The 21,205-nt window shown below is 42.8% G+C and carries 22 protein-coding genes and 1 other annotated feature (1 of these 23 cut by a window edge); of the genes, 16 read left to right on the top strand and 6 right to left on the bottom strand.

Annotation, left to right across the window (positions count from 1 at the left end):
* The first annotated feature begins 375 nt into the window (after positions 1 to 375).
* The 5 genes from ACIFOD_RS00220 (at position 376) to ACIFOD_RS00200 (ending at position 4,213) form a co-directional block, all read left to right on the top strand.
* On the top strand, positions 376 to 1,158 hold the full coding sequence (locus ACIFOD_RS00220; RefSeq protein ID WP_430313073.1) for a transporter substrate-binding domain-containing protein: 783 nt from the start codon (positions 376 to 378) through the stop codon (positions 1,156 to 1,158).
* A 68-nt stretch (positions 1,159 to 1,226) separates the two neighbouring features.
* Complete coding sequence (locus tag ACIFOD_RS00215) at positions 1,227 to 1,886, top strand: amino acid ABC transporter permease (protein ID WP_430313072.1); 660 nt, start codon at positions 1,227 to 1,229, stop codon at positions 1,884 to 1,886.
* Positions 1,879 to 2,595, top strand: a complete 717-nt coding sequence (locus ACIFOD_RS00210) for an amino acid ABC transporter ATP-binding protein (RefSeq protein ID WP_430313071.1) — start codon at positions 1,879 to 1,881, stop codon at positions 2,593 to 2,595. The genes ACIFOD_RS00215 and ACIFOD_RS00210 overlap by 8 nt, the downstream gene beginning before the upstream one ends.
* Positions 2,596 to 2,701: 106 nt before the next feature.
* The gene (locus ACIFOD_RS00205; protein WP_430313070.1) at positions 2,702 to 3,688 is read left to right on the top strand and encodes an aromatic acid exporter family protein; all 987 of its coding nucleotides are present in this window, start codon (positions 2,702 to 2,704) and stop codon (positions 3,686 to 3,688) included.
* A 21-nt stretch (positions 3,689 to 3,709) separates the two neighbouring features.
* A complete protein-coding gene (locus tag ACIFOD_RS00200; protein ID WP_430313069.1) occupies positions 3,710 to 4,213 on the top strand; it encodes a L,D-transpeptidase in 504 nt (167 codons plus the stop codon).
* A 50-nt stretch (positions 4,214 to 4,263) separates the two neighbouring features.
* On the opposite strand, the gene prli42 is transcribed toward ACIFOD_RS00200, so the two are convergent.
* Positions 4,264 to 4,359 carry a stressosome-associated protein Prli42 gene (gene prli42 / locus ACIFOD_RS00195; RefSeq protein WP_428974694.1) on the bottom strand — a complete coding sequence of 32 codons (96 nt, stop codon included), beginning with the start codon at positions 4,357 to 4,359 and terminating at the stop codon, positions 4,264 to 4,266.
* 190 nt (positions 4,360 to 4,549) lie between these two features.
* Between prli42 and mce the strand changes: the two genes are divergently transcribed.
* From mce to ACIFOD_RS00155, 8 genes are all read left to right on the top strand, one after another.
* Complete coding sequence (gene mce / locus ACIFOD_RS00190; RefSeq protein ID WP_430313068.1) at positions 4,550 to 4,963, top strand: methylmalonyl-CoA epimerase; 414 nt, start codon at positions 4,550 to 4,552, stop codon at positions 4,961 to 4,963.
* A gap of 4 nt (positions 4,964 to 4,967) precedes the next feature.
* Positions 4,968 to 6,515 (top strand): acyl-CoA carboxylase subunit beta, encoded by a 1,548-nt coding sequence (locus tag ACIFOD_RS00185; protein ID WP_430313067.1) that lies wholly within the window; start codon positions 4,968 to 4,970, stop codon positions 6,513 to 6,515.
* A gap of 76 nt (positions 6,516 to 6,591) precedes the next feature.
* Positions 6,592 to 7,716 (top strand): tripeptidase T, encoded by a 1,125-nt coding sequence (locus tag ACIFOD_RS00180; protein ID WP_430313066.1) that lies wholly within the window; start codon positions 6,592 to 6,594, stop codon positions 7,714 to 7,716.
* 147 nt (positions 7,717 to 7,863) lie between these two features.
* Positions 7,864 to 8,334, top strand: coding sequence for a chemotaxis protein CheW (locus ACIFOD_RS00175; protein ID WP_430313065.1), 471 nt, complete (start codon positions 7,864 to 7,866; stop codon positions 8,332 to 8,334).
* Positions 8,335 to 8,355: 21 nt separating this feature from the next.
* Positions 8,356 to 9,609 (top strand): DNA polymerase IV, encoded by a 1,254-nt coding sequence (locus ACIFOD_RS00170; RefSeq protein WP_430313064.1) that lies wholly within the window; start codon positions 8,356 to 8,358, stop codon positions 9,607 to 9,609.
* 201 nt (positions 9,610 to 9,810) lie between these two features.
* Complete coding sequence (gndA, locus tag ACIFOD_RS00165) at positions 9,811 to 11,217, top strand: NADP-dependent phosphogluconate dehydrogenase (RefSeq protein WP_374054247.1); 1,407 nt, start codon at positions 9,811 to 9,813, stop codon at positions 11,215 to 11,217.
* 215 nt (positions 11,218 to 11,432) lie between these two features.
* Positions 11,433 to 11,996 (top strand): GNAT family N-acetyltransferase, encoded by a 564-nt coding sequence (locus ACIFOD_RS00160; protein WP_430313063.1) that lies wholly within the window; start codon positions 11,433 to 11,435, stop codon positions 11,994 to 11,996.
* A 46-nt stretch (positions 11,997 to 12,042) separates the two neighbouring features.
* Entirely contained in the window at positions 12,043 to 13,062 is a 1,020-nt protein-coding gene (locus ACIFOD_RS00155; RefSeq protein WP_430313062.1) for a serine hydrolase domain-containing protein, read from the top strand.
* A gap of 148 nt (positions 13,063 to 13,210) precedes the next feature.
* Here the strand turns inward: ACIFOD_RS00155 and ACIFOD_RS00150 are convergent, their stop codons facing one another.
* Both ACIFOD_RS00150 and zwf read right to left on the bottom strand, forming a co-directional pair.
* Positions 13,211 to 13,831: a cyclase family protein gene (locus tag ACIFOD_RS00150; protein WP_430313061.1), complete on the bottom strand. Its 621-nt coding sequence runs from the start codon at positions 13,829 to 13,831 to the stop codon at positions 13,211 to 13,213.
* Positions 13,832 to 13,847: 16 nt separating this feature from the next.
* A complete protein-coding gene (gene zwf / locus ACIFOD_RS00145) occupies positions 13,848 to 15,356 on the bottom strand; it encodes a glucose-6-phosphate dehydrogenase (RefSeq protein WP_430313060.1) in 1,509 nt (502 codons plus the stop codon).
* A gap of 308 nt (positions 15,357 to 15,664) precedes the next feature.
* Here zwf and rnz point away from each other — a divergent pair, with 308 nt between their 5' ends.
* From rnz to ACIFOD_RS00130, 3 genes are read left to right on the top strand one after another with little or no spacing between them, the layout of a single operon-like run.
* Positions 15,665 to 16,591, top strand: coding sequence for a ribonuclease Z (rnz, locus tag ACIFOD_RS00140; protein WP_430313059.1), 927 nt, complete (start codon positions 15,665 to 15,667; stop codon positions 16,589 to 16,591).
* 10 nt (positions 16,592 to 16,601) lie between these two features.
* Positions 16,602 to 17,141, top strand: a complete 540-nt coding sequence (locus ACIFOD_RS00135; protein WP_430313058.1) for a histidine phosphatase family protein — start codon at positions 16,602 to 16,604, stop codon at positions 17,139 to 17,141.
* Between the two features lie 26 nt (positions 17,142 to 17,167).
* A complete protein-coding gene (locus ACIFOD_RS00130) occupies positions 17,168 to 17,923 on the top strand; it encodes a GNAT family N-acetyltransferase (protein WP_430313057.1) in 756 nt (251 codons plus the stop codon).
* A gap of 62 nt (positions 17,924 to 17,985) precedes the next feature.
* Here the strand turns inward: ACIFOD_RS00130 and namA are convergent, their stop codons facing one another.
* From namA to proC, 3 genes are all read right to left on the bottom strand, one after another.
* A complete protein-coding gene (gene namA, locus ACIFOD_RS00125; RefSeq protein WP_430313056.1) occupies positions 17,986 to 19,002 on the bottom strand; it encodes an NADPH dehydrogenase NamA in 1,017 nt (338 codons plus the stop codon).
* 99 nt (positions 19,003 to 19,101) lie between these two features.
* Positions 19,102 to 20,253, bottom strand: coding sequence for a glycosyltransferase (locus ACIFOD_RS00120; protein WP_430313055.1), 1,152 nt, complete (start codon positions 20,251 to 20,253; stop codon positions 19,102 to 19,104).
* 73 nt (positions 20,254 to 20,326) lie between these two features.
* Positions 20,327 to 21,145: a pyrroline-5-carboxylate reductase gene (gene proC, locus ACIFOD_RS00115; protein WP_430313054.1), complete on the bottom strand. Its 819-nt coding sequence runs from the start codon at positions 21,143 to 21,145 to the stop codon at positions 20,327 to 20,329.
* 50 nt (positions 21,146 to 21,195) lie between these two features.
* Positions 21,196 to 21,205 (bottom strand) — a binding site (T-box leader); it runs 213 nt beyond the window's last position.

The following is a 21,205-nucleotide window of genomic DNA, read 5'->3' as shown; positions in this document are numbered from 1 at the left end:
AGAGTGAGGCCCGTCAGGTTCCCTACATGAATATCTGCTTTAGGTGGATGTTTGTGTGAGGAGCTTGACGGGTTTTTTGTTTTGGTTGAAGAGGAGGTACCGTATGTTTGGAAAATGCTAGAATCATTACTTCCCTCAAAATCTCCATATATAAAAATGTATAAAATATGAATAAAAATCCCCTTCACATTGCATTTTTTCTTCCATTCAACGATTTAACCTTGTAAATAGGCACTTATATTTTCAGAATATATAAACATTTACTGACGGCTATAAAAACTATTGCATAAAAATTTATCTCTGCTAGAATACGAATATAGTAATTAATATACATTATGTATTATATTTATACATTATAATCGGGGAGGAATTACAATGAAAAAGATATTATCTCTTATATTAGTATTAATCGTTTCTACTACTCTTGCTGCGTGTGGTGCAGGAGAAGAGAATGCAGGAACCGCTTCAGGTGAATCAAAGAAACTGATTATGGGTACGTCGGCTGACTATAAACCATTTGAATATGTCGATACGGCAAACAGTGATGAATTTATCGGGTACGACATTGACTTGGCTCATATGCTGGCAGATGAACTTGGTTATGAAATCGAGATTAAAGATATGGAGTTCAGCGGATTAATTTCAGCACTTAAAACCGGCCAGGTGGATTTTGTGCTTTCTGCCATGACGCCAACGCCGGAGCGACAAAAGAACGTTGACTTCAGTGATGTCTACTACACGGCGAAGGATATGATCATCTCAACAAAAGAGAGCGGAATTCAAAGCGAAAAGGATCTTGATGGTAAAACGGTTGGCGTTCAGTTAGGTTCCATCCAGCAGGATGCTGCAGAAGAACTTTCAAAGTCGATTCAATTAAAAGTGGAGACACGTGACCGTATTCCTGAGCTGATACAGGATCTGCAAAATGGACGTTTTGACGCCATCATCATCGAAAATACAGTAGCAAATGGTTATTTGGATAAAAATAAAGAACTTCAAGGAAATACAATGGACGTGAACGAAGAAGAGGCCGGTTCTGCCGTTGCACTTCCAAAGGACAGTGAGCTTACAAGCGAATTCAACGATGCATTGAAAAAGCTCGAAGAAAACGGAGAATTGGATAAACTGGCTGAAAAGTGGTTTGACGGAGAACAGTAGATTGATTAAGGGCTAACCCATCATCGGTTAGCCCTTCCTATTTAACAGTACGAATGGAGGAGAATATAATGCCGCTTGATTTTCAACAACTGATTCCTTCGATTCCTTTTATTTTGGAAGGATTGAAGGTCACTCTTAAAATTGTCGGGTTAGCAGGAATACTTGGATTTGCCTTCGGTATTCTGCTTGCTCTTTGTAAAATAAGTTCCATCAAACCTTTAACATTACTTGCGGATATTTATACATCGGTTTTTCGGGGGACTCCTTTAGTTCTGCAATTAATGATCATCTTTTATGGCTCGCCTCAGCTTTTTGGAACTCAGATCGAACCGTATACAGCAGCGATCCTTTCTTTTTCCCTTAATTCAGCTGCCTATATTTCCGAAATCATCCGTGCGGGGATCAATGCAGTGGATAAAGGGCAAAAGGAAGCGGCCATGGCCCTTGGGGTTCCATATCATTTGATGATGAAAGACGTGATCCTGCCTCAGGCCATTAAAAACATCCTGCCTGCCTTAATGAACGAATTTATCACCCTTACGAAGGAATCTGCCATCGTCACTGTTATCGGAGCCGCCGATGTGATGAGGCGTTCGTATATGGTAGGCAGTGATTTGTATTCCTTTTTCGAACCACTCTTATTTGCAGGACTGATCTATTATGTGCTTGTCATGATTCTAACCTTATTAGGGAAAGCGCTGGAAGGGAGACTACGTGGGAATGATTAAAGCAGAAAAAATCACCAAATCGTTCGGTAAGCTTCAAGTATTGAAAGGTATAGATTTCTCCGTAGAAAAAGGGGAGGTTGTCGCATTGATCGGTCCTTCCGGTTCCGGAAAATCCACTCTGCTCCGCTGCCTGAATTATTTAGAGGAACCAACTTCAGGATCGATATACTTTGAAGAAGCTGTCGTAAAAGGCAAAAATATAAGCAAAGTGAGACAAGACATAGGCATGGTATTTCAACACTTTCACCTCTTTTCGCATATGACGGCGTTGGAAAACGTGATCTACGCTCCAGTGAAAGTGAAGGGGCTAAACAGATCAGATGCTAAAAAATTAGGGACGGACCTTCTAACAAAAGTAGGTTTGAAAGAAAAAAGTGATGAGTACCCAAACCGTTTATCAGGAGGCCAAAAACAGCGTGTAGCGATTGCAAGGGCACTGGCCATGGAACCGAAAGTGATGCTTTTTGACGAACCGACATCTGCACTGGACCCGGAAATGGTCAAAGAGGTGCTGGAAGTCATGAAATCACTTGCTCATTCAGGGATGACGATGATCATTGTAACCCATGAAATGGGCTTTGCCAGAGAGGTGGCAGACAGAGTCTTATTCATGGATGATGGCAAGATCGTCGAAGAAGGAGAGCCTCTTCCTTTTTTCTCGAACCCGCAAAGCGAACGTGGAAAAGAATTCTTAGAGAAAATACTTTAAACGATGAAAGGATTAGCGAACCGTTTCGTTAATCCTCCTTTTTATGTTCAAGGGGAAATATGGTATTCTAAAGTAGCTAAAAAAGAAAGAGTTAGGAGAAAAATGAATGTTTCGAATCGGGTATCGAACACTTAAGACTGGGATCGGCACAGCGGTTGCGATCAGTATTGCACAGTGGTTTCAGCTGGATAACTTTGTATCAGCCGGGATTTTGACGATACTGTGCATTCAGAATACGAAGAAGAAATCGGTTAACGCGTCATGGAGCCGTTTCCTGGCCTGTGTGATCGCCATGGTGATTTCGGCTGCGTTCTTTGAGTTCATTGCCTATCATCCTGCCGTAATCGGCTTGTTATTACTTGTGTTCATTCCGATTACGGTAGCTCTGAATATCAAAGAAGGAATCGTCACCAGTTCCGTTATCATTTTACATATTTATTCGGCAGGTAACGTGACCCCCGGCCTTTTTCAAAATGAATTAGGAATCATTGTGATTGGGATCGGGATCGCTCTTATTATGAATTTGTATATGCCAAGTGTTGATAAAGAGATGATCGAATATCAAGAAAAGATCGAATCCAATTTCTATAGAATCTTTTGTGAAATGATCAACTACCTGCGAACAAATGATAGCCAATGGGATGGAAAAGAAATCACTGAAACAGAACAATTACTTAAAGAAGCGAAGACCATAGCATTCAAAGATGTTGAAAATCACTTTTTACGACATGAGAACTTATATTATTTGTATTTTAAAATGAGGGAAAAACAGTTCGAAATCCTACAGCGTATTTTACCGATTGCGACATCGATCTCATTGACGGTAGAGCAGGGACATCGGATTGCAGAATTTCTGGATGAGCTCAGTGATCACATACATCCGGGAAACACGGCCCTGTTATATTTGAAAAAATTGTACGATATGAAAGTGGAGTTTGAACAGATGGATTTACCGAAGACGAGGGAAGAATTTGAAACCCGCGCCGCTCTCTATCAATTTGTTCAAGAGATGGAGCAGTATCTTCTTCTGAAAAGTTCGTTTAAAGGAATAAAGAAGGATGAAAATGATCAAAAGGAAGTAAACTACACCTAAAACACGAAAAAAGGTGATAGGATGCGTATACTTCTTGCCATTATCTTGTTCGCTTCTCCCATATGGCCGCTTGGAAGGAATCCACTGCCCGGGGATCCGTTTATTATCGTGAACAAGGAAAGTAATCAATTAGCTTACATGGACGACGGGAAGATTCAGCGCACATTCCCGGTAGCAACAGGGAAAACGACGACCCTCACCCCGGAAGGATTATTTAATGTTACCGTTAAAGCCAAGAACCCTTATTATCGTAAGAAGAACATTCCCGGTGGAGACCCGCGGAATCCATTGGGTTCAAGGTGGATTGGATTTGACGCCAAGGGGACAGATGGAAGGATTTATGGAATTCACGGAACGAATCAACCTTCAAGCATAGGCAAATTTATCTCAAATGGATGCATCCGAATGCACAACAAACATGTCGAATATCTGTTTGATCAGGTGCCAGTCGGAACAAAGGTTCTAGTCGTCAAAACGAACAAAAGCTTCTATCAGCTGGGAAAAGATCACGGTGCGATAAACTAAAATGGATCTGCTAATCGACCCGGTCGAAAAGCAGATCCTTTATTTTTCTATTATAATAAGAAAGTCAGTCCCGCCATGATCGTCGATGCAACCATCGCAAACAACATGACAAATACAATTATTTTTTGTAATTTTTTATTACCCATTGTATCTCTCCATTCTTCATCTTACCTTAAAGAGGCGATTTTCAACTCTATTTTAACGTGAATAGTGAGAGAAAACAACCATTGGCATAAAAGAAAACGCTTTAATTATTCGCGGGATTAGGAGGGAATTCGACAACATTTATCGAATACTATACGGGTGGAGCATGTAAACAACAGGGGGATGATAGGGATGAAAAAGGTAGACCATATCGGAATAGCAGTATCATCAATAGACAATGTTCTTCCATTTTACAAAGATACTCTTGGGCTTTCACTCGTCAAGATTGAAGAAGTGGGAAGTCAAGGTGTGAAAGTAGCATTTATTGATGGTGGAAATATTAAGCTTGAATTACTTGAACCATTACATAAGGAAAGTCCGATTGCCACGTTCATCGAGAAAAAGGGAGAAGGCATTCACCATATCGCCTTTGGTGTTGAAGGAATTGAAGAACGAATTAAGGAACTGCAAGTGAGTGGAGTCCGGATGATCAACGAAACGCCAAAACCTGGGGCTGGCGGAGCTGCAGTTGCCTTTATGCATCCAAAGTCAGCGCACGGTGTACTATATGAACTATGTGATAAATCAAACATCAAAGGGGAGTAACATAATGGATATCTATGAAAAAATTAATGAATTGTATGATCGCAGAAGAGAAGTAGAATTAGGCGGCGGAGATAAAAAAATAGATAAGCAGCACGAAAAAGGAAAACTGACGGCGAGAGAACGAATCGATATTTTAGTGGATCCGGGCAGCTTTGTTGAGCTGAATCCATTCATTGAGCATCGCTGTTCAGACTTTGGACTGGACGGGGTTCAGGGCCCCGGAGATGGAGTCGTTACAGGTTTTGGAAAAGTAAATGGAAAACCCATCTACTTATTTTCTCAGGATTTCACCGTATTTGGCGGCGCATTGGGGGAAATGCATGCAAAGAAGATTTCAAATGTCATGGATTTGGCAGTCAAAAATGGTGCGCCTTTCATTGGATTAAATGATTCTGGTGGTGCAAGAATTCAAGAAGGCGTCGTTTCTTTAGATGGATACGGACATATCTTCTATCGAAACTCCATTTATTCCGGAGTGATTCCACAAATCTCCGTGATCATGGGACCTTGCGCAGGAGGAGCGGTTTATTCACCGGCCATCACGGATTTTGTGTTTATGGTAGATGATACGAGTCAAATGTTCATCACAGGACCTAAAGTAATTGAAACAGTCACGGGTGAGAAGATCAGCTCAGAAGATTTAGGCGGTGCGAAGGTCCATAACTCCATCAGCGGGAATGCTCATTTCAGAGGGAAAACTGAAGAAGAGGTGCTTCTCGAGGTTCGAAGGCTATTAGCGTATTTACCCCAAAATAATGAGGAGAAGCCTCCTCGTTTGGAAGTGGATGAAGAAGATGATTATCGTGGGAATTTAACGGACCTGATTCCATTCGATGCTATCCGTCCGTACGACGTCCGCACGGTCATCAATGAAATTGTGGATGAAGACAGCTTTATGGAGGTTCAGAAAGAATTTGCGAAAAATATCGTCGTAGGTTTGGCCAGAATCAAAGGAGAGGTCGTAGGACTTGTCTGTAATCAGCCGAAATTCATGGCAGGAGGACTCGACATTGATTCTTCTGACAAAGCAGCCCGTTTTATCCGCTTCTGTGATTCTTTCAATATTCCGTTGATCACCTTTGAAGATGTAACAGGCTTCTTCCCTGGAATCAAGCAGGAGCATGGCGGGATCATCCGTCACGGTGCGAAAATCCTCTATGCCTATTCAGAAGCGACGGTTCCAAAAATGACGGTGATTTTACGAAAAGCCTATGGAGGTGCTTATGTTGCCCTAAACAGTAAGTCCATCGGGGCTGATTTAGTTTTTGCATGGCCTAATGCAGAAATTGCCGTCATGGGTCCACAGGGAGCAGCGAATATTATTTTTGCAAGGGAAATTGCAGGCAGTGAGAATCCTGAACAGCTCCGGGAGCAAAAGATTGAAGAGTACCGTGAGAAATTCGCTAATCCATATGTGGCAGCGTCCCGTGGTATGGTGGATGACGTCATTGATCCTCGTGAAACCCGGATCAAATTGATTCAGGGATTGGAAATGATGAGAAATAAACGGGAAGAGAGACCGAAGAAAAAGCACGGTAATATTCCATTGTAGAAGCGATACCATTTGTTGAACCGGCCTATTCACGCTATACTATAGAAGTGAATACATAATTGTGGAGGTCGACTAAATGATTAATCATGAACGTTTATTGAATGAATTCCTGGAATTGGTACAAATCGATTCTGAAACGAGAGAAGAAGCAGAAATTGCCAAAGTATTAACACAGAAATTCTCTGATCTTGGCGTAGAGGTATTTGAAGATGACACGATGGGGGAAACGGGCCATGGTGCCGGAAACCTGATCTGTACGCTGAAAGGAAACAAAGAAGGCGTGGATACCATCTACTTCACTTCCCATATGGATACAGTTGTTCCTGCGAAAGGGGTTAAGCCAACACTGAAAGATGATGGCTATATTTACTCTGACGGCACGACCATTCTTGGAGCCGATGATAAAGCGGGTCTTGCAACGATGCTTGAATCTGTACGCGTACTTAAAGAGAACAATATTTCGCATGGTGATATCCAGTTCATCATTACAGTAGGGGAAGAATCAGGATTAGTCGGAGCGAAAGCACTGGATTCAACTCTTGTAAAAGCGAAATACGGTTTCGCCCTAGATAGTGATGGGAAAGTCGGAAACATCATCGTGGCCGCTCCTACACAAGCGAAAGTGAGAGCGACGATATATGGGAAAACAGCACATGCCGGAGTAGCTCCTGAAAAAGGCGTTTCCGCCATCACGATTGCGGCTAAAGCGATTTCCAAAATGCCACTCGGGCGCATCGACGAAGAAACGACTGCAAACATCGGACGCTTTGAAGGTGGAAAAGCAACGAACATCGTATGTGAACAAGCGGATATTCTTGCAGAAGCACGTTCACTCGTCCCTGAAAAAATGGAAGCTCAAGTAGAGAAGATGAAAGCTGCATTCCAATCCGTAGCAGAAGAAATGGGCGGAAAAGCGGAAGTTGAAGTACAGGTGATGTATCCAGGCTTCAAATTCAAAGACGGTGACGAAGTAGTCGAAGTGGCAAAACGCGCCGCGAAGAAAATCGGTCGTCCAAGCGAGCTTCTTACAAGCGGAGGCGGAAGTGACGCCAACGTCATCGCAGGTTTCGGAGTACCAACCGTCAACTTGGCAGTAGGATACGAAGAAATCCATACGAAGAGCGAAAGAATGCCTGTCGAAGAACTGAACAAGCTCTCTGAAATGGTTGTAGCAATCATTCAAGAGGTTGCCGGGGAATAGAAAAGGCCTCGAGGCTCGATACATTCAAATGTCCGCGTTCAAAGGTTCCCCCTTTGAACGCGGACATTTTCTTCTTTCACCTAACCTTTCTAAAATATGGTACATTAATAGTATACATATCAGAAGTTTAAGAGGGGACGTTATACAATGTCTAAAGTAGTCGTTTTTCATGCTGGAAAAGAAGAATATGCTCTACCTATTGAGAACGTAGTATCGATTGAAAAAGTGGAAGGAGTGAGACCCATCCCTCATCTGCCTTCATTTGTCCAGGGACTTGTAAAGGTCAGGGGAGAACTGATCCCTGTCCTTGATTTAGCAAATATCCTTTATAACACAAATGCAGATGCCGAAACAGGAATGTTTCTTCTCGTCGTTCACACAGAAACAATGCAGATCGGTTTGGTCGTAAAGGAAGCGAAAGAAATTCTCGAAGTACCGATTGACTCCTTTACAAACGTAGGTTTACTTGCGTATTCAAAAACAAACTATTTCTCAGGAATCATCAATCTTGAAGACTCGCTCATTACCCAGATTGATCCCGATGTTTTAATAGAGAGTTTAGAAGGTATTAGAGAGATAAAGGATTACGTGAACGAGCAAAGAACCCATCAAAATTAGACAAAGAAAGCCGCGATTTAAATGAACTCACATTATCCAAAAAACGGACGAGTGATCCTTCATGTGGATATGAATAGCTTTTATGCCTCTGTTGAGACAGCTTTTGACCCAACATTGAGGGGCAAGCCATTAGCTATTGCCGGGAATCCCCAAGAGAGACGAGGCATTATCGTGACATGCAGCTACGAAGCGAGAAGCTTCGGAGTAAAAACGACAATGCCTCTTTGGGAAGCCAAAAAACTTTGCCCCGAGCTCTTGATCATGACACCTAACTTTGACCGTTACCGCGCAGCCTCCAAAGGAATATTTGATATCCTCAGACAATATTCAGAATTAGTGGAGCCCGTCTCGATTGATGAGGGATATCTGGATATCACGGACTCCTTTGAAAAAGGAACCCCCTTACAAATTGCGTCAGACATTCAATCCCAAATTAAAGGTCAACTCGATCTCCCCTGCAGCATCGGGGTGGCCCCCAACAAATTCCTGGCGAAAACCGCCTCAGATATGAAAAAACCCATGGGAATCACCGTATTAAGAAAGCGTGATATCCCTGAAAAGCTCTGGCCCCTTCCTGTCATCGAAATGCACGGCATTGGACTGAAGACCGCCGAAAAGCTCAATTCGTTCGGTATTCATACCTGCCATGATCTCGCTCATGCGAATGATATACAACTGAAGTCAGTGCTTGGAATCAATGGTCTACGTCTCAAAGAACGCGCCAACGGGATCGATAGGCGAAGCGTGGACCCTGATTCGATCTATGATTATAAAAGCGTTGGAAACTCCACTACTTTACCAAAGGATACAACGAACCAACACGAGCTGTTAATGGTTGTAGAGAAACTATGTGGAAAAGTGTCGTCACGCCTGCAGCAGAAAGACGTTCTGGGGATGACCATCCAGCTCATGATCAGGGATAAATTCAGAAAAACCATTACAAGAAGCAAGAAGCTGGAAAATCCGATTTATAAAAAAGAAGATTTATTTCATTATGCTAAAGACTTATTGTTGAAGCACTGGGATGGAGATCCCGTAAGACTTTTGGGGGTCACCGCCCAGGATATAGTGGAAAAGAGTGAAGCAACCGAACAACTGGACCTATTCTCTTATAAAAAGGTTGCAGAAAAGGAACCGCTTTATAATGTATTATCACAGCTTCAGGAAAAGTTCGGGAAAGATTCCATCTCCCAAGGAATTAAAGGGAAGAACAAGAAGAAGACCTTTGACTCAAAACAGGACACAAGCTTCAACAAAGATTTTCTGAGGGAATGACCCAGGAAGAAAGAGGACACCTTAAGGTAGATAGCGAACACTTCAAACGGATTATTTGCATCGCCACACTATTCTTGATAGATTGAAATAGAGTGCGAAATACAGATTTTGAAAAACGAATCAACTGGAGTTTTCCTCCATATTGTTGATAGTTTTAAAAAGATGAAAACCAGTATTCTATAAATGAAAGGATGTTAATTCATGTCTCAAGAAATTGGTGTTATCGGCTTAGCCGTAATGGGTAAAAACTTAGCTTGGAATATTGAGAGCAGAGGGTATTCTGTTTCTGTATATAATCGTTCCCGTGAAAAAACGGATGAAATGATAAGTGAATCTAAAGGAAAGAATGTCGTTCCTACATATACGATTGAAGAATTCGTTAATTCCCTAGAAAAGCCTAGAAAGATCCTCTTGATGGTGAAAGCAGGAAATCCAACTGATGCAACCATTGAACAATTAAAGCCGTTCCTGGAAAAAGGGGACATTCTGATTGACGGAGGAAATACGTTCTTCGAAGATACGCGCCGCCGCAATCACGAACTAAGCGAATTAGGTATTCACTTTATCGGAACGGGTGTCTCCGGTGGAGAAGAAGGTGCTCTTACTGGTCCTTCCATCATGCCTGGTGGACAGAAGGAAGCGTACGACCTAGTCGCTCCTATCCTGAAAGACATTGCAGCTAAAGTAGATGGAGACCCTTGTACGACGTATATAGGTCCTGATGGTGCGGGTCACTATGTGAAAATGGTGCACAACGGCATCGAGTACGGAGATATGCAGCTGATCGCAGAATCCTACTTCCTGATGAAAAATGTCCTGGGCTTAAGCGCCGAGGAACTGCATGAAGTGTTTGCCGACTGGAATAAAGGCGAGCTTGATAGTTATCTCATCGAAATCACAGCAGATATCTTCACGAAGAAAGATGAGGAGACAGGAAAACCGATGGTCGATGTCATCTTGGATAAAGCAGGACAAAAGGGTACAGGGAAATGGACAAGCCAGAGTTCTTTAGACCTCGGTGTTTCCTTACCGATCATCACTGAGTCTGTCTTTGCCCGTTTCATCTCAGCCATTAAAGATGAACGTGTGAAAGCAAGCAAAATGCTGAAAGGACCTGACACGAAACCATTCCAAGGCGATAAAAAAGCGTTGGTTGAATCAATCCGTAAAGCTCTTTACATGAGCAAGATTTGTTCGTATGCTCAAGGATTCGCACAAATGCGCTCTGCATCTGATGAGTACAAATGGGATCTTCAATACGGGGATATCGCAATGATCTTCCGCGGAGGATGCATCATCCGTGCTCAATTCCTGCAAAAAATCAAAGAAGCTTACGACCGTGAATCAAATCTTTCAAACCTTCTATTAGATCCTTATTTCAAAGAGATCGTAGAAAGTTACCAATATGCACTTCGCGAAGTCATCAGCGTAGCCGTCCAAAATGGTGTACCGGTACCCGGCTTCTCTGCGGCACTGTCTTACTACGATAGCTACCGTACAGAAACCCTGCCTGCAAACCTGATCCAGGCTCAGCGTGATTACTTCGGTGCCCATACGTATGAGCGCGTGGACAAAGAAGGTACTTTCCATACTGAGTGGATGAAATAATCGAATGAGTATAGCCCCTTTCCTTTTAGGAGAGGGGCTTTTATTTTTGAAAGGATATATATATAAACAAAACATATTTAATTATCGGAATTTTATCGTATGAGAGAGACAGGGTGTGGTACCATAATATTACTTATAAGATAGGGATGAAGAATACTTCAAAATATAAAAGAAAGCAAAGTAATGAATGTCAGGTTATCAAGGAGTGATTTTCAGTGCTTAAGATAGATATAAGAAGACCACAAATAAAAGACAAAGATGAGCTGAATCAATTTTTTTCTACAGTCATTAAGCATACCTTTGCCAGAGAAGGTTTAGCGGAGCTGCTTGATGACATCGAAAGTGAAATAGAGAGCAAGAAAAAATACTTAAAAAGTGACTTGGACACTAATGGGACGAACCGATACTTTCTAATCGCTTCAGAAAAGAACGATGCTGACATCATCGGAACCATTGAATACGGTCCTGCCAGTGAACTGATTCGCACCTGTACTGATGGAGCATTGAATGAGATGTATGAAATCGGAACCGTGTTTGTGCATCCCGATTATCAAGGACGTGGTGTTGGGACATTACTATTAAACGTCATGTTCCTTACCTTTCTAAACCGGGGAATCCAGGAATTCTGTCTGGACAGTGGATACGGCAATGCCCAGAAGATATGGATGAAAAAATTTGGGCAGCCTTATTATTGGCTGAAGGATTATTGGGGGAACGGTTCTGATCATATGATATGGAAGAAATCGATGAATGATGTTTGCATCAACTTTAGATGGTGAGTTTACTAGTGCGGGAACATATTTTAATAGAATGATGGGGGTTATGATGAAACCACAAATGATCAACATACAAAAGCTTATGAAAGAGTATGGTGTAACGGGATTAAGCATGTCAGTCATTGAGGGGGGCAGCATCAGCAGCACAGAATGCTTCGGATTACTCGAAGCAGGAACGGGTAAACGGGTGGGAAGTGATTCGATTTTCAGTGCTTGTTCAATCAGTAAATTTCTAACCTCCATGTTGGTCATGACCCTGACGGAACAAGGTATTCTGAATTTAGATGAGGATGTAAATCAAACGCTAACATCATGGAAGGTCCCTCTACATGGATATAATGGGAACGTTACCTTAAGAAATTTACTTAGTCACCAGTCGGGGGTTGTCGATCCTGAAGGTAGCTTCAATGAACTCGATCCGAAGTTCGGAACGCCGGCGTTGGTTGATTTGTTACAAGGCAAAACCGCTTATTGTAAGGTCCCTATTGAATTGAAATATGAGCCTGAAAGCGACTTTCATTATTCTGATGCAGGCTTTTGTATCATTCAACTGTTGATTGAAGACGTTACAGGGAAACCTTTTTCCGAAGTCATGAGCGAACATCTTTTTCAACCAATACATATGGAAAATAGCACATTTGATCCTCCTTCTCAAAATGTCTCATGCGGTCATACGAATGAAGGAAAAGTTGTGAATGACAAACATCCAATTTATCCGTATCCTGCTGCTTCGGGACTGTGGACAACCCCAACAGACCTAGCCCTTGTAGTGGTTGAACTCATGCATGGGTTAAAAGGGGAAAGCAAACTCAAGCTTTCGTCAAGTAAAGCAGCCGAAATGATCCATCCACAAGGTGGGAAGGCATGGACCGGACTGGGGGTTTTCCTGGATCAAACCGACAAGGGGATCGAAATATCATCGCTTGGCTGGGGCGTCGGTTTTCAATGTATGATGGTGGCCTATCCTCAATTGGAAAGGGGTTTGGTCATCATGACCAATACTGACTTAGGTGTTCATCAATTAAAAGGGATCATTGGTGACGTGTACAAGGCTTTTTTTAATGATTGATTAACACAAAGGGGGGAATCAAATTGAAGTTTGTCTTAAAAGAAGCGACCTTAGACGATTTCGAATTTTCACATAGTAGAATATATGCGCATTTTTCAACAAATCAAAAAAACGACTCCCTAGTATTCTAGAGAGTCGTTTTCGGATATCACCCGATCAATTCATCAAACAACAACACACGTGCAGGTGATGCATCGGTGTTTTCAATCTTTAGTGGAGCGGCAACCATGAAGTATTGGCCGGCTTCAATGTCTTTCAGTTGAAGTCCCTCCATGATGATGACTCCGCTTCCCATTAAACTTCGATGAGTAGGGTGTCCTTCCTGGGCTCTTTCGATACCAAGTGCATCGATTCCAACCCCTGAGATTTTTTTGTCTGCAAGGTACGCCGCTGCATCTTCTGCTACATAGATGAATTCAAAGTTGAATTCGGTATCCCATGAATTTTTTGTTTTAAAGAGGATGAAATCATTCTCTTCAATTTCTAATCCTTCGATATCTTTGAGGCTGATTTTCTCATCCACTTTTGTTAGGTCGAATACTTTAACGGGACGCACGAGCTGCTCGATATCGATCGTTTCGATTGTTTCACCGTCGTTGATCATGTGAAGGGGAGCATCAACATGTGTTCCTGTATGAACATCCATTGAGATGCGGGACTCTGTTACATGACCGTTCGTTTTTGTATCGATTGTAGGTTGTTTTTCCGGTTTGTTCTTATAAACCGGCATTCCGTTAAAGATTGGGGCTGTTACATCATAAATTTTCATTGTTTCCACACCTTCCTTAGCATTGGTCTACGTCTAGATTCGCAATTGGCCACCAGTAGAAGCTATCTTTAGCCAGCAGGTTGTCGGCTGCTTTCGGACCCATTGATCCTGCTTCGTAGTTCGGGAATTCTCCGTCACGTGTATGTTCCCATACTTCAGAAATCTTATCGACGAATGCCCAGGATAACTTCACTTCATCCCAATGAGTGAAGTTGGTTGCATCCCCGCGCAGGCAATCGAATAGAAGTTTTTCGTATGCTTCCGGCGTGTTCATCCCGTCTATACTGGTGTTGGCGAAGTTTAGTTTTACAGGAGTCGTTTCAATGTTTTGTCCGGATTTTTTCACGTTTAAGTGCAGAGTGATTCCTTCTTCAGGCTGAATGTGAATCACCAATAAATTCGGTGCCAGTGGCTTGTCCGGATTGTAGTACAGGTTCATTGGTATATCTTTGAATTGGATGACGATTTTCGTTGATTTTGTTTCCATTCTCTTTCCTGTGCGGATGTAGAACGGAACGCCTGCCCAACGGAAGTTATCGATCATCAGTTTCCCGGCAACATACGTTTCGGTATTGGATTGATCATCCACGTTCTCTGCTTCGCGATACCCTGGCAGATCCTGATTACCGGATGTTCCAGGACCATATTGACCCCGCACGAAATAATCTTTCACTTCTTCATGTTCAAACGGACGCAGGGATCGTAATACACGGACTTTTTCACTGCGGATTTCGTCTGTCGTCAATTTGATTGGAGGCTCCATGGCAAGTAGCGCAACCATTTGAAGCAGATGGTTTTGAACCATATCGCGAAGAGCTCCACTCTTTTCGTAATAGCGTCCACGATCTTCGACACCCAGCTCTTCAGAGGAAGTGACCTGGATATTGGAGATGTAACGGTTGTTCCATAGGGGTTCAAACATCGCATTGGCAAAGCGGATGACTTCGATGTTTTGAACCATTTCTTTTCCAAGATAGTGGTCGATACGATAAATTTGATCCTCAGAGAACGATTCCCTGATTTGGCTGTTCAGTTTTTCGGCTGAAGGCAGGTCGTGACCGAATGGTTTTTCGATGACCAGTCGTTGGAAACCGCTTGTATCGGTTACACCTTGATTCTTCAGCTGCTCTGTAATCGTTCCGAAGAATTCAGGAGCCATCGCCAGGTAGAAAATGCGATTTCCTTCTAATTCATATGTTTCATCCAGTTCATCAGAAAGGTGCTTCAATGCTTTATACGAGTCGCTGTTTGAAACATCATTCGGCTGATAGTAGAAATGAGAGACGAACTCATCTATGTTTTCGTTGCTGCCTAATGCTTTATGTACCGAATTTTTGACGTGTTCCTGGAACTCTTCATTCGACCATTCACGGCGTGCTACCCCTACAATGGCAAAACGCTTCGAAATTTTCCCTTTACGGAATAAATGATAAAGAGACGGATATAGCTTTCTTTTGGCTAAATCACCAGTGGCTCCAAAAATCGTAATGAGAGATGATGGTGTAGTTGAATTATTCAATGTCATGACCTCACTTTATCTTGTTGCTAGCTTGTTTAATGTATGTCTTCTTATTTAATATCCTATACAATTACTTAATTTTAAAGACTTATGGTTCAATTAGCAAATTATATGCTGATGACTTTTTTCATTAAAAACATGAAAGCGTTTTATGCAGAATCTCTACGTAATTATATTGGCTTTAATTCACGTTCTTATTACTCATTTATGTTTCAGGGGGTAGACAATGCGGTATGAACGATGTGAGAGAAAGGTAAATAATCGTTGGATATGCTAAAATAATGGCAGTATGGCTCATCATAGGAGTGAATAAGTTGGAACTATTATTTTTAGGAACCGGGGCTGGAGTACCCGCTAAACTCCGAAATGTAACCAGTATTGCTTTGAAATTATTAGAAGAACGCGGTGCGGTTTGGCTTTTTGATTGTGGTGAAGCAACGCAGCATCAAATTTTACATACTAGCTTGAAACCGAGAAGAATAGAGAAGATTTTCATCACCCACTTACACGGAGATCATATATACGGGCTGCCGGGATTATTAGGCAGCCGCTCCTTTCAAGGTGGAGAGTCCCAGCTTACGGTATATGGACCCAAGGGAATCAAAGAGTATATCCACGTGTCTCTATCAGTCAGCCGGACGCATCTTCTATATCCCCTTGAAGTGATCGAGATCGAAGAAGGGACCGTCTTTGAAGATGAAGGGTTTATTGTAGAGGCGAGGGGGCTGGATCATGTTCTTCCTACCTTCGGATACCGTGTGGTGGAAAAGGATAAACCGGGTGTCCTTCAAGTTGATCAATTACAGGAAAGAGGGATTCAACCTGGACCCGTCTACAAAAAATTAAAATTAGGTGAAGCTGTTCAGCTGGAGGACGGCACTGAACTCAATGGTGAGGATTTTCTTGGACCTTCGATTCCAGGACGGGTTGTGACGGTCCTTGGAGACACCAGGGTTTGTCCAAGTGCTGTCGATTTAGGAAGGTCAGCAGATGTACTCATTCATGAAGCGACCTTCAATCGGGATCAGGAGGAAATGGCCCGTGAATATTTCCATTCGACGACAAAGCAAGCAGGAGAGACAGCTTTACAAGCAGGGGCTAAATTGCTGTTTTTAACCCATATTTCTTCCCGATATGCAAAAGAGTCATGGGAAGAGTTGGAAAGGGAAGCAAGGGAAGTCTTTCCAGAATCCTATATCGCAAAAGATTTCATGGAGTACGTAATACCTGTAAAGAAGTGAGGGGAAGCAAATGAAGACGATTTATTTGGTGCGCCATGCGAAAGCCGAAGGGCAGCCTTTTCATTCGCCGTTAACGGAGGTAGGGAAACAGCAAGCGGTCGAATTGGCAGCATTTCTGGAAAACCGGTCGATTGAGGCAATCTATTCGAGTCCTTTTGTAAGAGCCATAGAGACCATAGCGCCCTTTGCCAAACAGACCCCATTACCGATTCAAGAAGACGATCGCTTGGGAGAAAGAGTATTAAGTGCTCGGGAGCTTCCTGATTGGATGGAAAAGTTAAAGGATAGCTTTGATGACTTTTCACTTGTTTTACCTGGTGGAGAATCGAATCAGCAGGCAATGGAGAGAGCAAGGTCTTTTATAGAAAACGTATTAGAAAAAGAAGAAGATCATGTGGTGTGTGTGAGTCATGGAAACTTAACGACGCTGCTTTTGAGATTGTTTGATGAGAAATACGGGTATGATGAGCTGTTTGCCCTTTCCAACCCTGATGTATATGTAGTAAAAGTTGAAGGAGACGAGGCAATTGTTCAACGGATCTGGGAGTAAGTTCATAGAGGAAAAGGGGAGTACGAATGAAGGAAATCACATTTGACCATATTTATAATCCAGGGCATGAAATAGGAGAGAATGATCTCTATAAACATATTCATTTTCCAGAAATGTTAACAAGGTATGATAGTAACTTTCTTGAGTTCAAAAAACATCCAACCCTGGCTGAATTTAAAGAGGCTGCTCACTTTTTAAGAGAATTTCATCAATCAAAAGGGCAAAAGCATGTGAAATTTTATTTTCCCCAGGATACAAAACCAACAGAGGAGTTTATGGATTATTTTAAACGTGAAGGGTACGAATCAGGATTTAATGAACTATACAGTATAGAACCTGGTCAATTTCCTTCTATAGAAGACAATCCTGATATTGAAGTGAAAGTGGTGACCGACAGGGAATTGGATCCGTACCTGGCATTTCAATATAGGGAGGATCTTGAATACGGTGAAGCCTTCGCTAATCAAAAGGTCGACATGCATAAGAGGAATTTTCAAAATCCGCGTTTGATGCAGCTCCTCGCTTTCGATAAGGGGACCCCGGCTGGATCCGTGGATGTGATCATTGAAGATGGGACAGCAGAAATCGATGGACTGATGGTTCATGAATCGTTTCAAAAGAAGGGCATCGGCAGCATGCTGCAACAGTTCGTCATGAGACAGTTCCCTGAAAAAAACGTGATTCTGGTAGCGGATGGAGAGGACACACCGAGATTGATGTATCAAAAACAAAACTATCGTTGTTTAGGGTTCAGGTATGAAGTCCAAAAAGTATACGAATAAAAAAAAGAGAGCTGCACGCCCGTTGGCATTCAGCTCTCTTATTAAGTCTGACAAAACATTCCTTACCAGGCGCGATCATACTGCTTAGGCGCTTCGATCTCTACACCCAGGTCTTTGGCTGCCGTCCTTGGCCAATATGGGTCACGAAGTAATTCACGAGCGAGTAAGATGAGGTCGGCTCGGTCGTTTTGCAGGATTTCTTCTGCCTGAATGCCTGTCGTAATCAGCCCGACTGCACCTGTATCGATCTTCGCTTCTTTTTTAATGGTTTCAGCAAGCTTCACTTGATAACCAGGGAACACCGGGATTCGCGCGGGTACGACGGCACCGGAGCTTACGTCGATCAAATCGACTCCTTGTTCCTTCATCCATTGGGCGAACACCACATAGTCTTCTACGTCCAATCCTTCTTTGTTATAATCTTTGGCAGAAACACGAACAAGGAGAGGTCCGTCCCATACTTGTTGAATTCCGTCGATGACTTCACGAAGGAAGCGGTAACGGTTCTCAGCAGATCCGCCGTATTCGTCCGTACGTTTATTGGAAAGCGGGGACAGGAATTCGTTGATGAGATATCCATGTGCCCCGTGAATCTCAATCACATCAAAGCCCGCTTTCTTCGCTCTTTCGGCTCCTTTGATGAAGGCAGTGATGGTCTCTTTAATATCATTCGCCGTCATTTCAACAGGCGTTTTCATCTCATCGTTGAACGGGATCGCAGATGGAGCAAGAATATCTCCTTCGAGTACGGCCTTTCTTCCTGCATGAGCAAGCTGAATACCTGTCTTCGCACCCTGTTCTTTGATTAATCCCACTAACTCTCTTAATCCTTCAATATGCCCGTCATCCCAAATCCCTAAATCTTGAGGGGAGATTCTTCCTTGGGGCGTGACAGCTGTAGCTTCCTGAATGATGAGCCCAACGCCACCCACTGCACGGCTTGTATAATGAGTACGATGCCAGTTCTCGACTTTTCCATCTTCGTTATGAGAAGAATACATGCACATAGGTGCCATTACAATTCGATTCTTCAGTTCTACATCTTTAATCGTATATGGTTGAAATAGCTTTGCGTTCATTTCTGATCACCTTCCATGACGTGGTATTTATTTCGGGTTCCTAAATAGTACTACACATGAATTATAACAACACCTTTTTTGTTAGAAAAGAAATGTGCTTTACTTTCTTCTCTGCTTCAGTTCCTTATACGAATAAACCGTTCCACGCCATTCGATTCCGCCTCGCTTAAAGGTTAAAAACGTAGCTCGTCCAATGGAATAGATAAATAATAGGGCTGTTACAGGTAATGCAAGAAAAAGAAGGGGAGACTCATTCGTCATCTGCTTTATGACTTTGAAATAAGTGATGCCAATGAATAAAATGATCAACAGACTCACGATTCGAATGGGGGGTGACGCTGAAAAAATCGTGATGAAAGGGAGTACCGTAGAGCAGAAGATTCCAAACATGGCAAACACAACGAGCAGCATGGAATAGTGCAGTCCGGCAAATGTATTTTTTTCCAATCCGTTGAAGGCTTCTTTCAAGGATCGATACCATTCCACTTCCAGAGACTGAAGGGCCGTGAGGAAGAATTGTCTCTTATGGTGTTTCTTTATCTGAACCCCCAGCTGCAGATCATCATCGGGCATATGCTTAATGGCCTCGTGAGTACCGATTTCCTCATAAGCCGGTCGGGTGATGAGGTTGAAGGCTCCAATGCCCATACCTGTCTTAGAGGAGGGATCGTTCGCTTTCCAGGGTCTTTTATAAAAAGAGAAACCAAATAAGAAAAAAGCCACAAAGCTCTTTAGCCAAAAGGATCCCGATCGAATATTAGGAGCCAGTGTAACGTGGTCCAGTTTCTGTGAATGAAGAAAGGACACCGCTCTGGATAAGATGACGGGGTCTTTAAAGATGATGTCGGCATCGGTGAAAAGGATCAGGTCTCCTTTTGCCATTTGATACCCTTTATACAATGCCTGATTTTTTCCCAGCCATCCCTGTTCCAGTGAGTCGATATGAAGGACGCTGATTCGTTTATCGAGTTCGGCCAAAGCTTCAAGCTTTTCAGGAGTTCCATCTGTTGAACGATCATTGACTAGGATCCATTCAATTTGGCGATAGTCCTGTTTCAGCTGCGACAAGATGCTGTCTGTAATCGTTTCTTCTTCGTTTCTCGCCGGTACAATGACAGACAGGAGCGGCCCTTGATCTGTATAGGAGAAGTCTTGAATGGAAGAGAGCTTTGATAAGCCCCTCCACACATCAATGGTAAGCACCAGCCAGACCGCAAGTACAGTGTAAAGTAGAATGAGTAGGGAAATCATTGTGCCGACCTTCTTTTTTGCTTTGATTGTATCAATGGAAATTGAAATTTGCGAATGATGATGGGTTTTCACCTTATTTTTTCAAAGATTGTTTTTTTAATTCCTTCCCAAGAAGTTCAGAACGGTTTTTCGCAGATGAGACACATTGGAAAAAGGCATCTCTAACCTGGTAATCTTCCAATGTGGTGATTCCCGCCTCTGTCGTTCCACCTGGACTGGTCACGTTTCGCCTTAATTCCCGGGCTTCCAACCCGGATTCTGCAAGCATTGCACTTGCCCCTGCAATCGTTTGGGTAACGAGGCTTTTAGCGAGTTCCTCCTGCAGACCTAACTCTACTGCCGCATTCTTAAGTAATTCAGCTACATAATAAATATAAGCAGGTCCGCTGCCTGATAGAGCCGTGATAAGGTCTAATTGTTCTTCCGCTACTTCCACTGCTGTTCCGACGGATTGGAATAATGTTGTCGTCCATTCTTTCTGGGAGTCAGAGAGGTACCGGTTGAACGATACTGCCGTAGCTGATTTTCCCATGGCCGCACTTGTATTGGGCATGGCTCTTGCAATGGCTCCGTTAAAGGAAAGTTTGTCGCTAATATGTTCCATGGTGATCCCTGCTAATACAGAAATGACCACCGTATCCCTTGAAAGGTGGGTCCTGATAGAATCTGCTGCCTCGTGAAGGTCTTTTGGTTTCATGGCCAGAATGACGACGTCGTATGGTGAATCATGTTCAACATGACGCACACCGAATTCGTGCACGATTTCGTTTAAACGCTCTTGGTTGGTCCGATTGGTAACATGCACTTTTTCATTCATCAGGACCCCGGCTTTCAGTGCTCCACTCATTAATGCGTAAGCCATCGACCCTGCTCCAATAAACAATGTCTTCATTCGTTCATTCCTCCTCCATTATTTTCGAAAAAAAGCAGACCCTCTCATCCATAAAGGACG

Source organism: Rossellomorea sp. NRS-1567, from assembly GCF_050467885.1.
Taxonomy (GTDB): Bacteria; Bacillota; Bacilli; order Bacillales; family Bacillaceae_B; genus Rossellomorea; species Rossellomorea aquimaris_C.
Note: the sequence above shows the minus strand (reverse complement) of the source record. Positions and strands in the feature narration are given on the sequence as shown.

Bases quoted from the DNA above. Each gene is read 5' to 3' on its own strand.
- ACIFOD_RS00220 (WP_430313073.1), top strand. From the start codon at position 376: ATGAAAAAGATATTATCTCTTATATTAGTATTAATCGTTTCTACTACT.
- ACIFOD_RS00215 (WP_430313072.1), top strand. From the start codon at position 1,227: ATGCCGCTTGATTTTCAACAACTGATTCCTTCGATTCCTTTTATTTTG.
- ACIFOD_RS00210 (WP_430313071.1), top strand. From the start codon at position 1,879: ATGATTAAAGCAGAAAAAATCACCAAATCGTTCGGTAAGCTTCAAGTA.
- ACIFOD_RS00205 (WP_430313070.1), top strand. From the start codon at position 2,702: ATGTTTCGAATCGGGTATCGAACACTTAAGACTGGGATCGGCACAGCG.
- ACIFOD_RS00200 (WP_430313069.1), top strand. From the start codon at position 3,710: ATGCGTATACTTCTTGCCATTATCTTGTTCGCTTCTCCCATATGGCCG.
- prli42 (WP_428974694.1), bottom strand. From the start codon at position 4,359: ATGGGTAATAAAAAATTACAAAAAATAATTGTATTTGTCATGTTGTTT.
- mce (WP_430313068.1), top strand. From the start codon at position 4,550: ATGAAAAAGGTAGACCATATCGGAATAGCAGTATCATCAATAGACAAT.
- ACIFOD_RS00185 (WP_430313067.1), top strand. From the start codon at position 4,968: ATGGATATCTATGAAAAAATTAATGAATTGTATGATCGCAGAAGAGAA.
- ACIFOD_RS00180 (WP_430313066.1), top strand. From the start codon at position 6,592: ATGATTAATCATGAACGTTTATTGAATGAATTCCTGGAATTGGTACAA.
- ACIFOD_RS00175 (WP_430313065.1), top strand. From the start codon at position 7,864: ATGTCTAAAGTAGTCGTTTTTCATGCTGGAAAAGAAGAATATGCTCTA.
- ACIFOD_RS00170 (WP_430313064.1), top strand. From the start codon at position 8,356: ATGAACTCACATTATCCAAAAAACGGACGAGTGATCCTTCATGTGGAT.
- gndA (WP_374054247.1), top strand. From the start codon at position 9,811: ATGTCTCAAGAAATTGGTGTTATCGGCTTAGCCGTAATGGGTAAAAAC.
- ACIFOD_RS00155 (WP_430313062.1), top strand. From the start codon at position 12,043: ATGAAACCACAAATGATCAACATACAAAAGCTTATGAAAGAGTATGGT.
- ACIFOD_RS00150 (WP_430313061.1), bottom strand. From the start codon at position 13,831: ATGAAAATTTATGATGTAACAGCCCCAATCTTTAACGGAATGCCGGTT.
- zwf (WP_430313060.1), bottom strand. From the start codon at position 15,356: ATGACATTGAATAATTCAACTACACCATCATCTCTCATTACGATTTTT.
- ACIFOD_RS00135 (WP_430313058.1), top strand. From the start codon at position 16,602: ATGAAGACGATTTATTTGGTGCGCCATGCGAAAGCCGAAGGGCAGCCT.
- ACIFOD_RS00130 (WP_430313057.1), top strand. From the start codon at position 17,168: ATGAAGGAAATCACATTTGACCATATTTATAATCCAGGGCATGAAATA.
- namA (WP_430313056.1), bottom strand. From the start codon at position 19,002: ATGAACGCAAAGCTATTTCAACCATATACGATTAAAGATGTAGAACTG.
- ACIFOD_RS00120 (WP_430313055.1), bottom strand. From the start codon at position 20,253: ATGATTTCCCTACTCATTCTACTTTACACTGTACTTGCGGTCTGGCTG.
- proC (WP_430313054.1), bottom strand. From the start codon at position 21,145: ATGAAGACATTGTTTATTGGAGCAGGGTCGATGGCTTACGCATTAATG.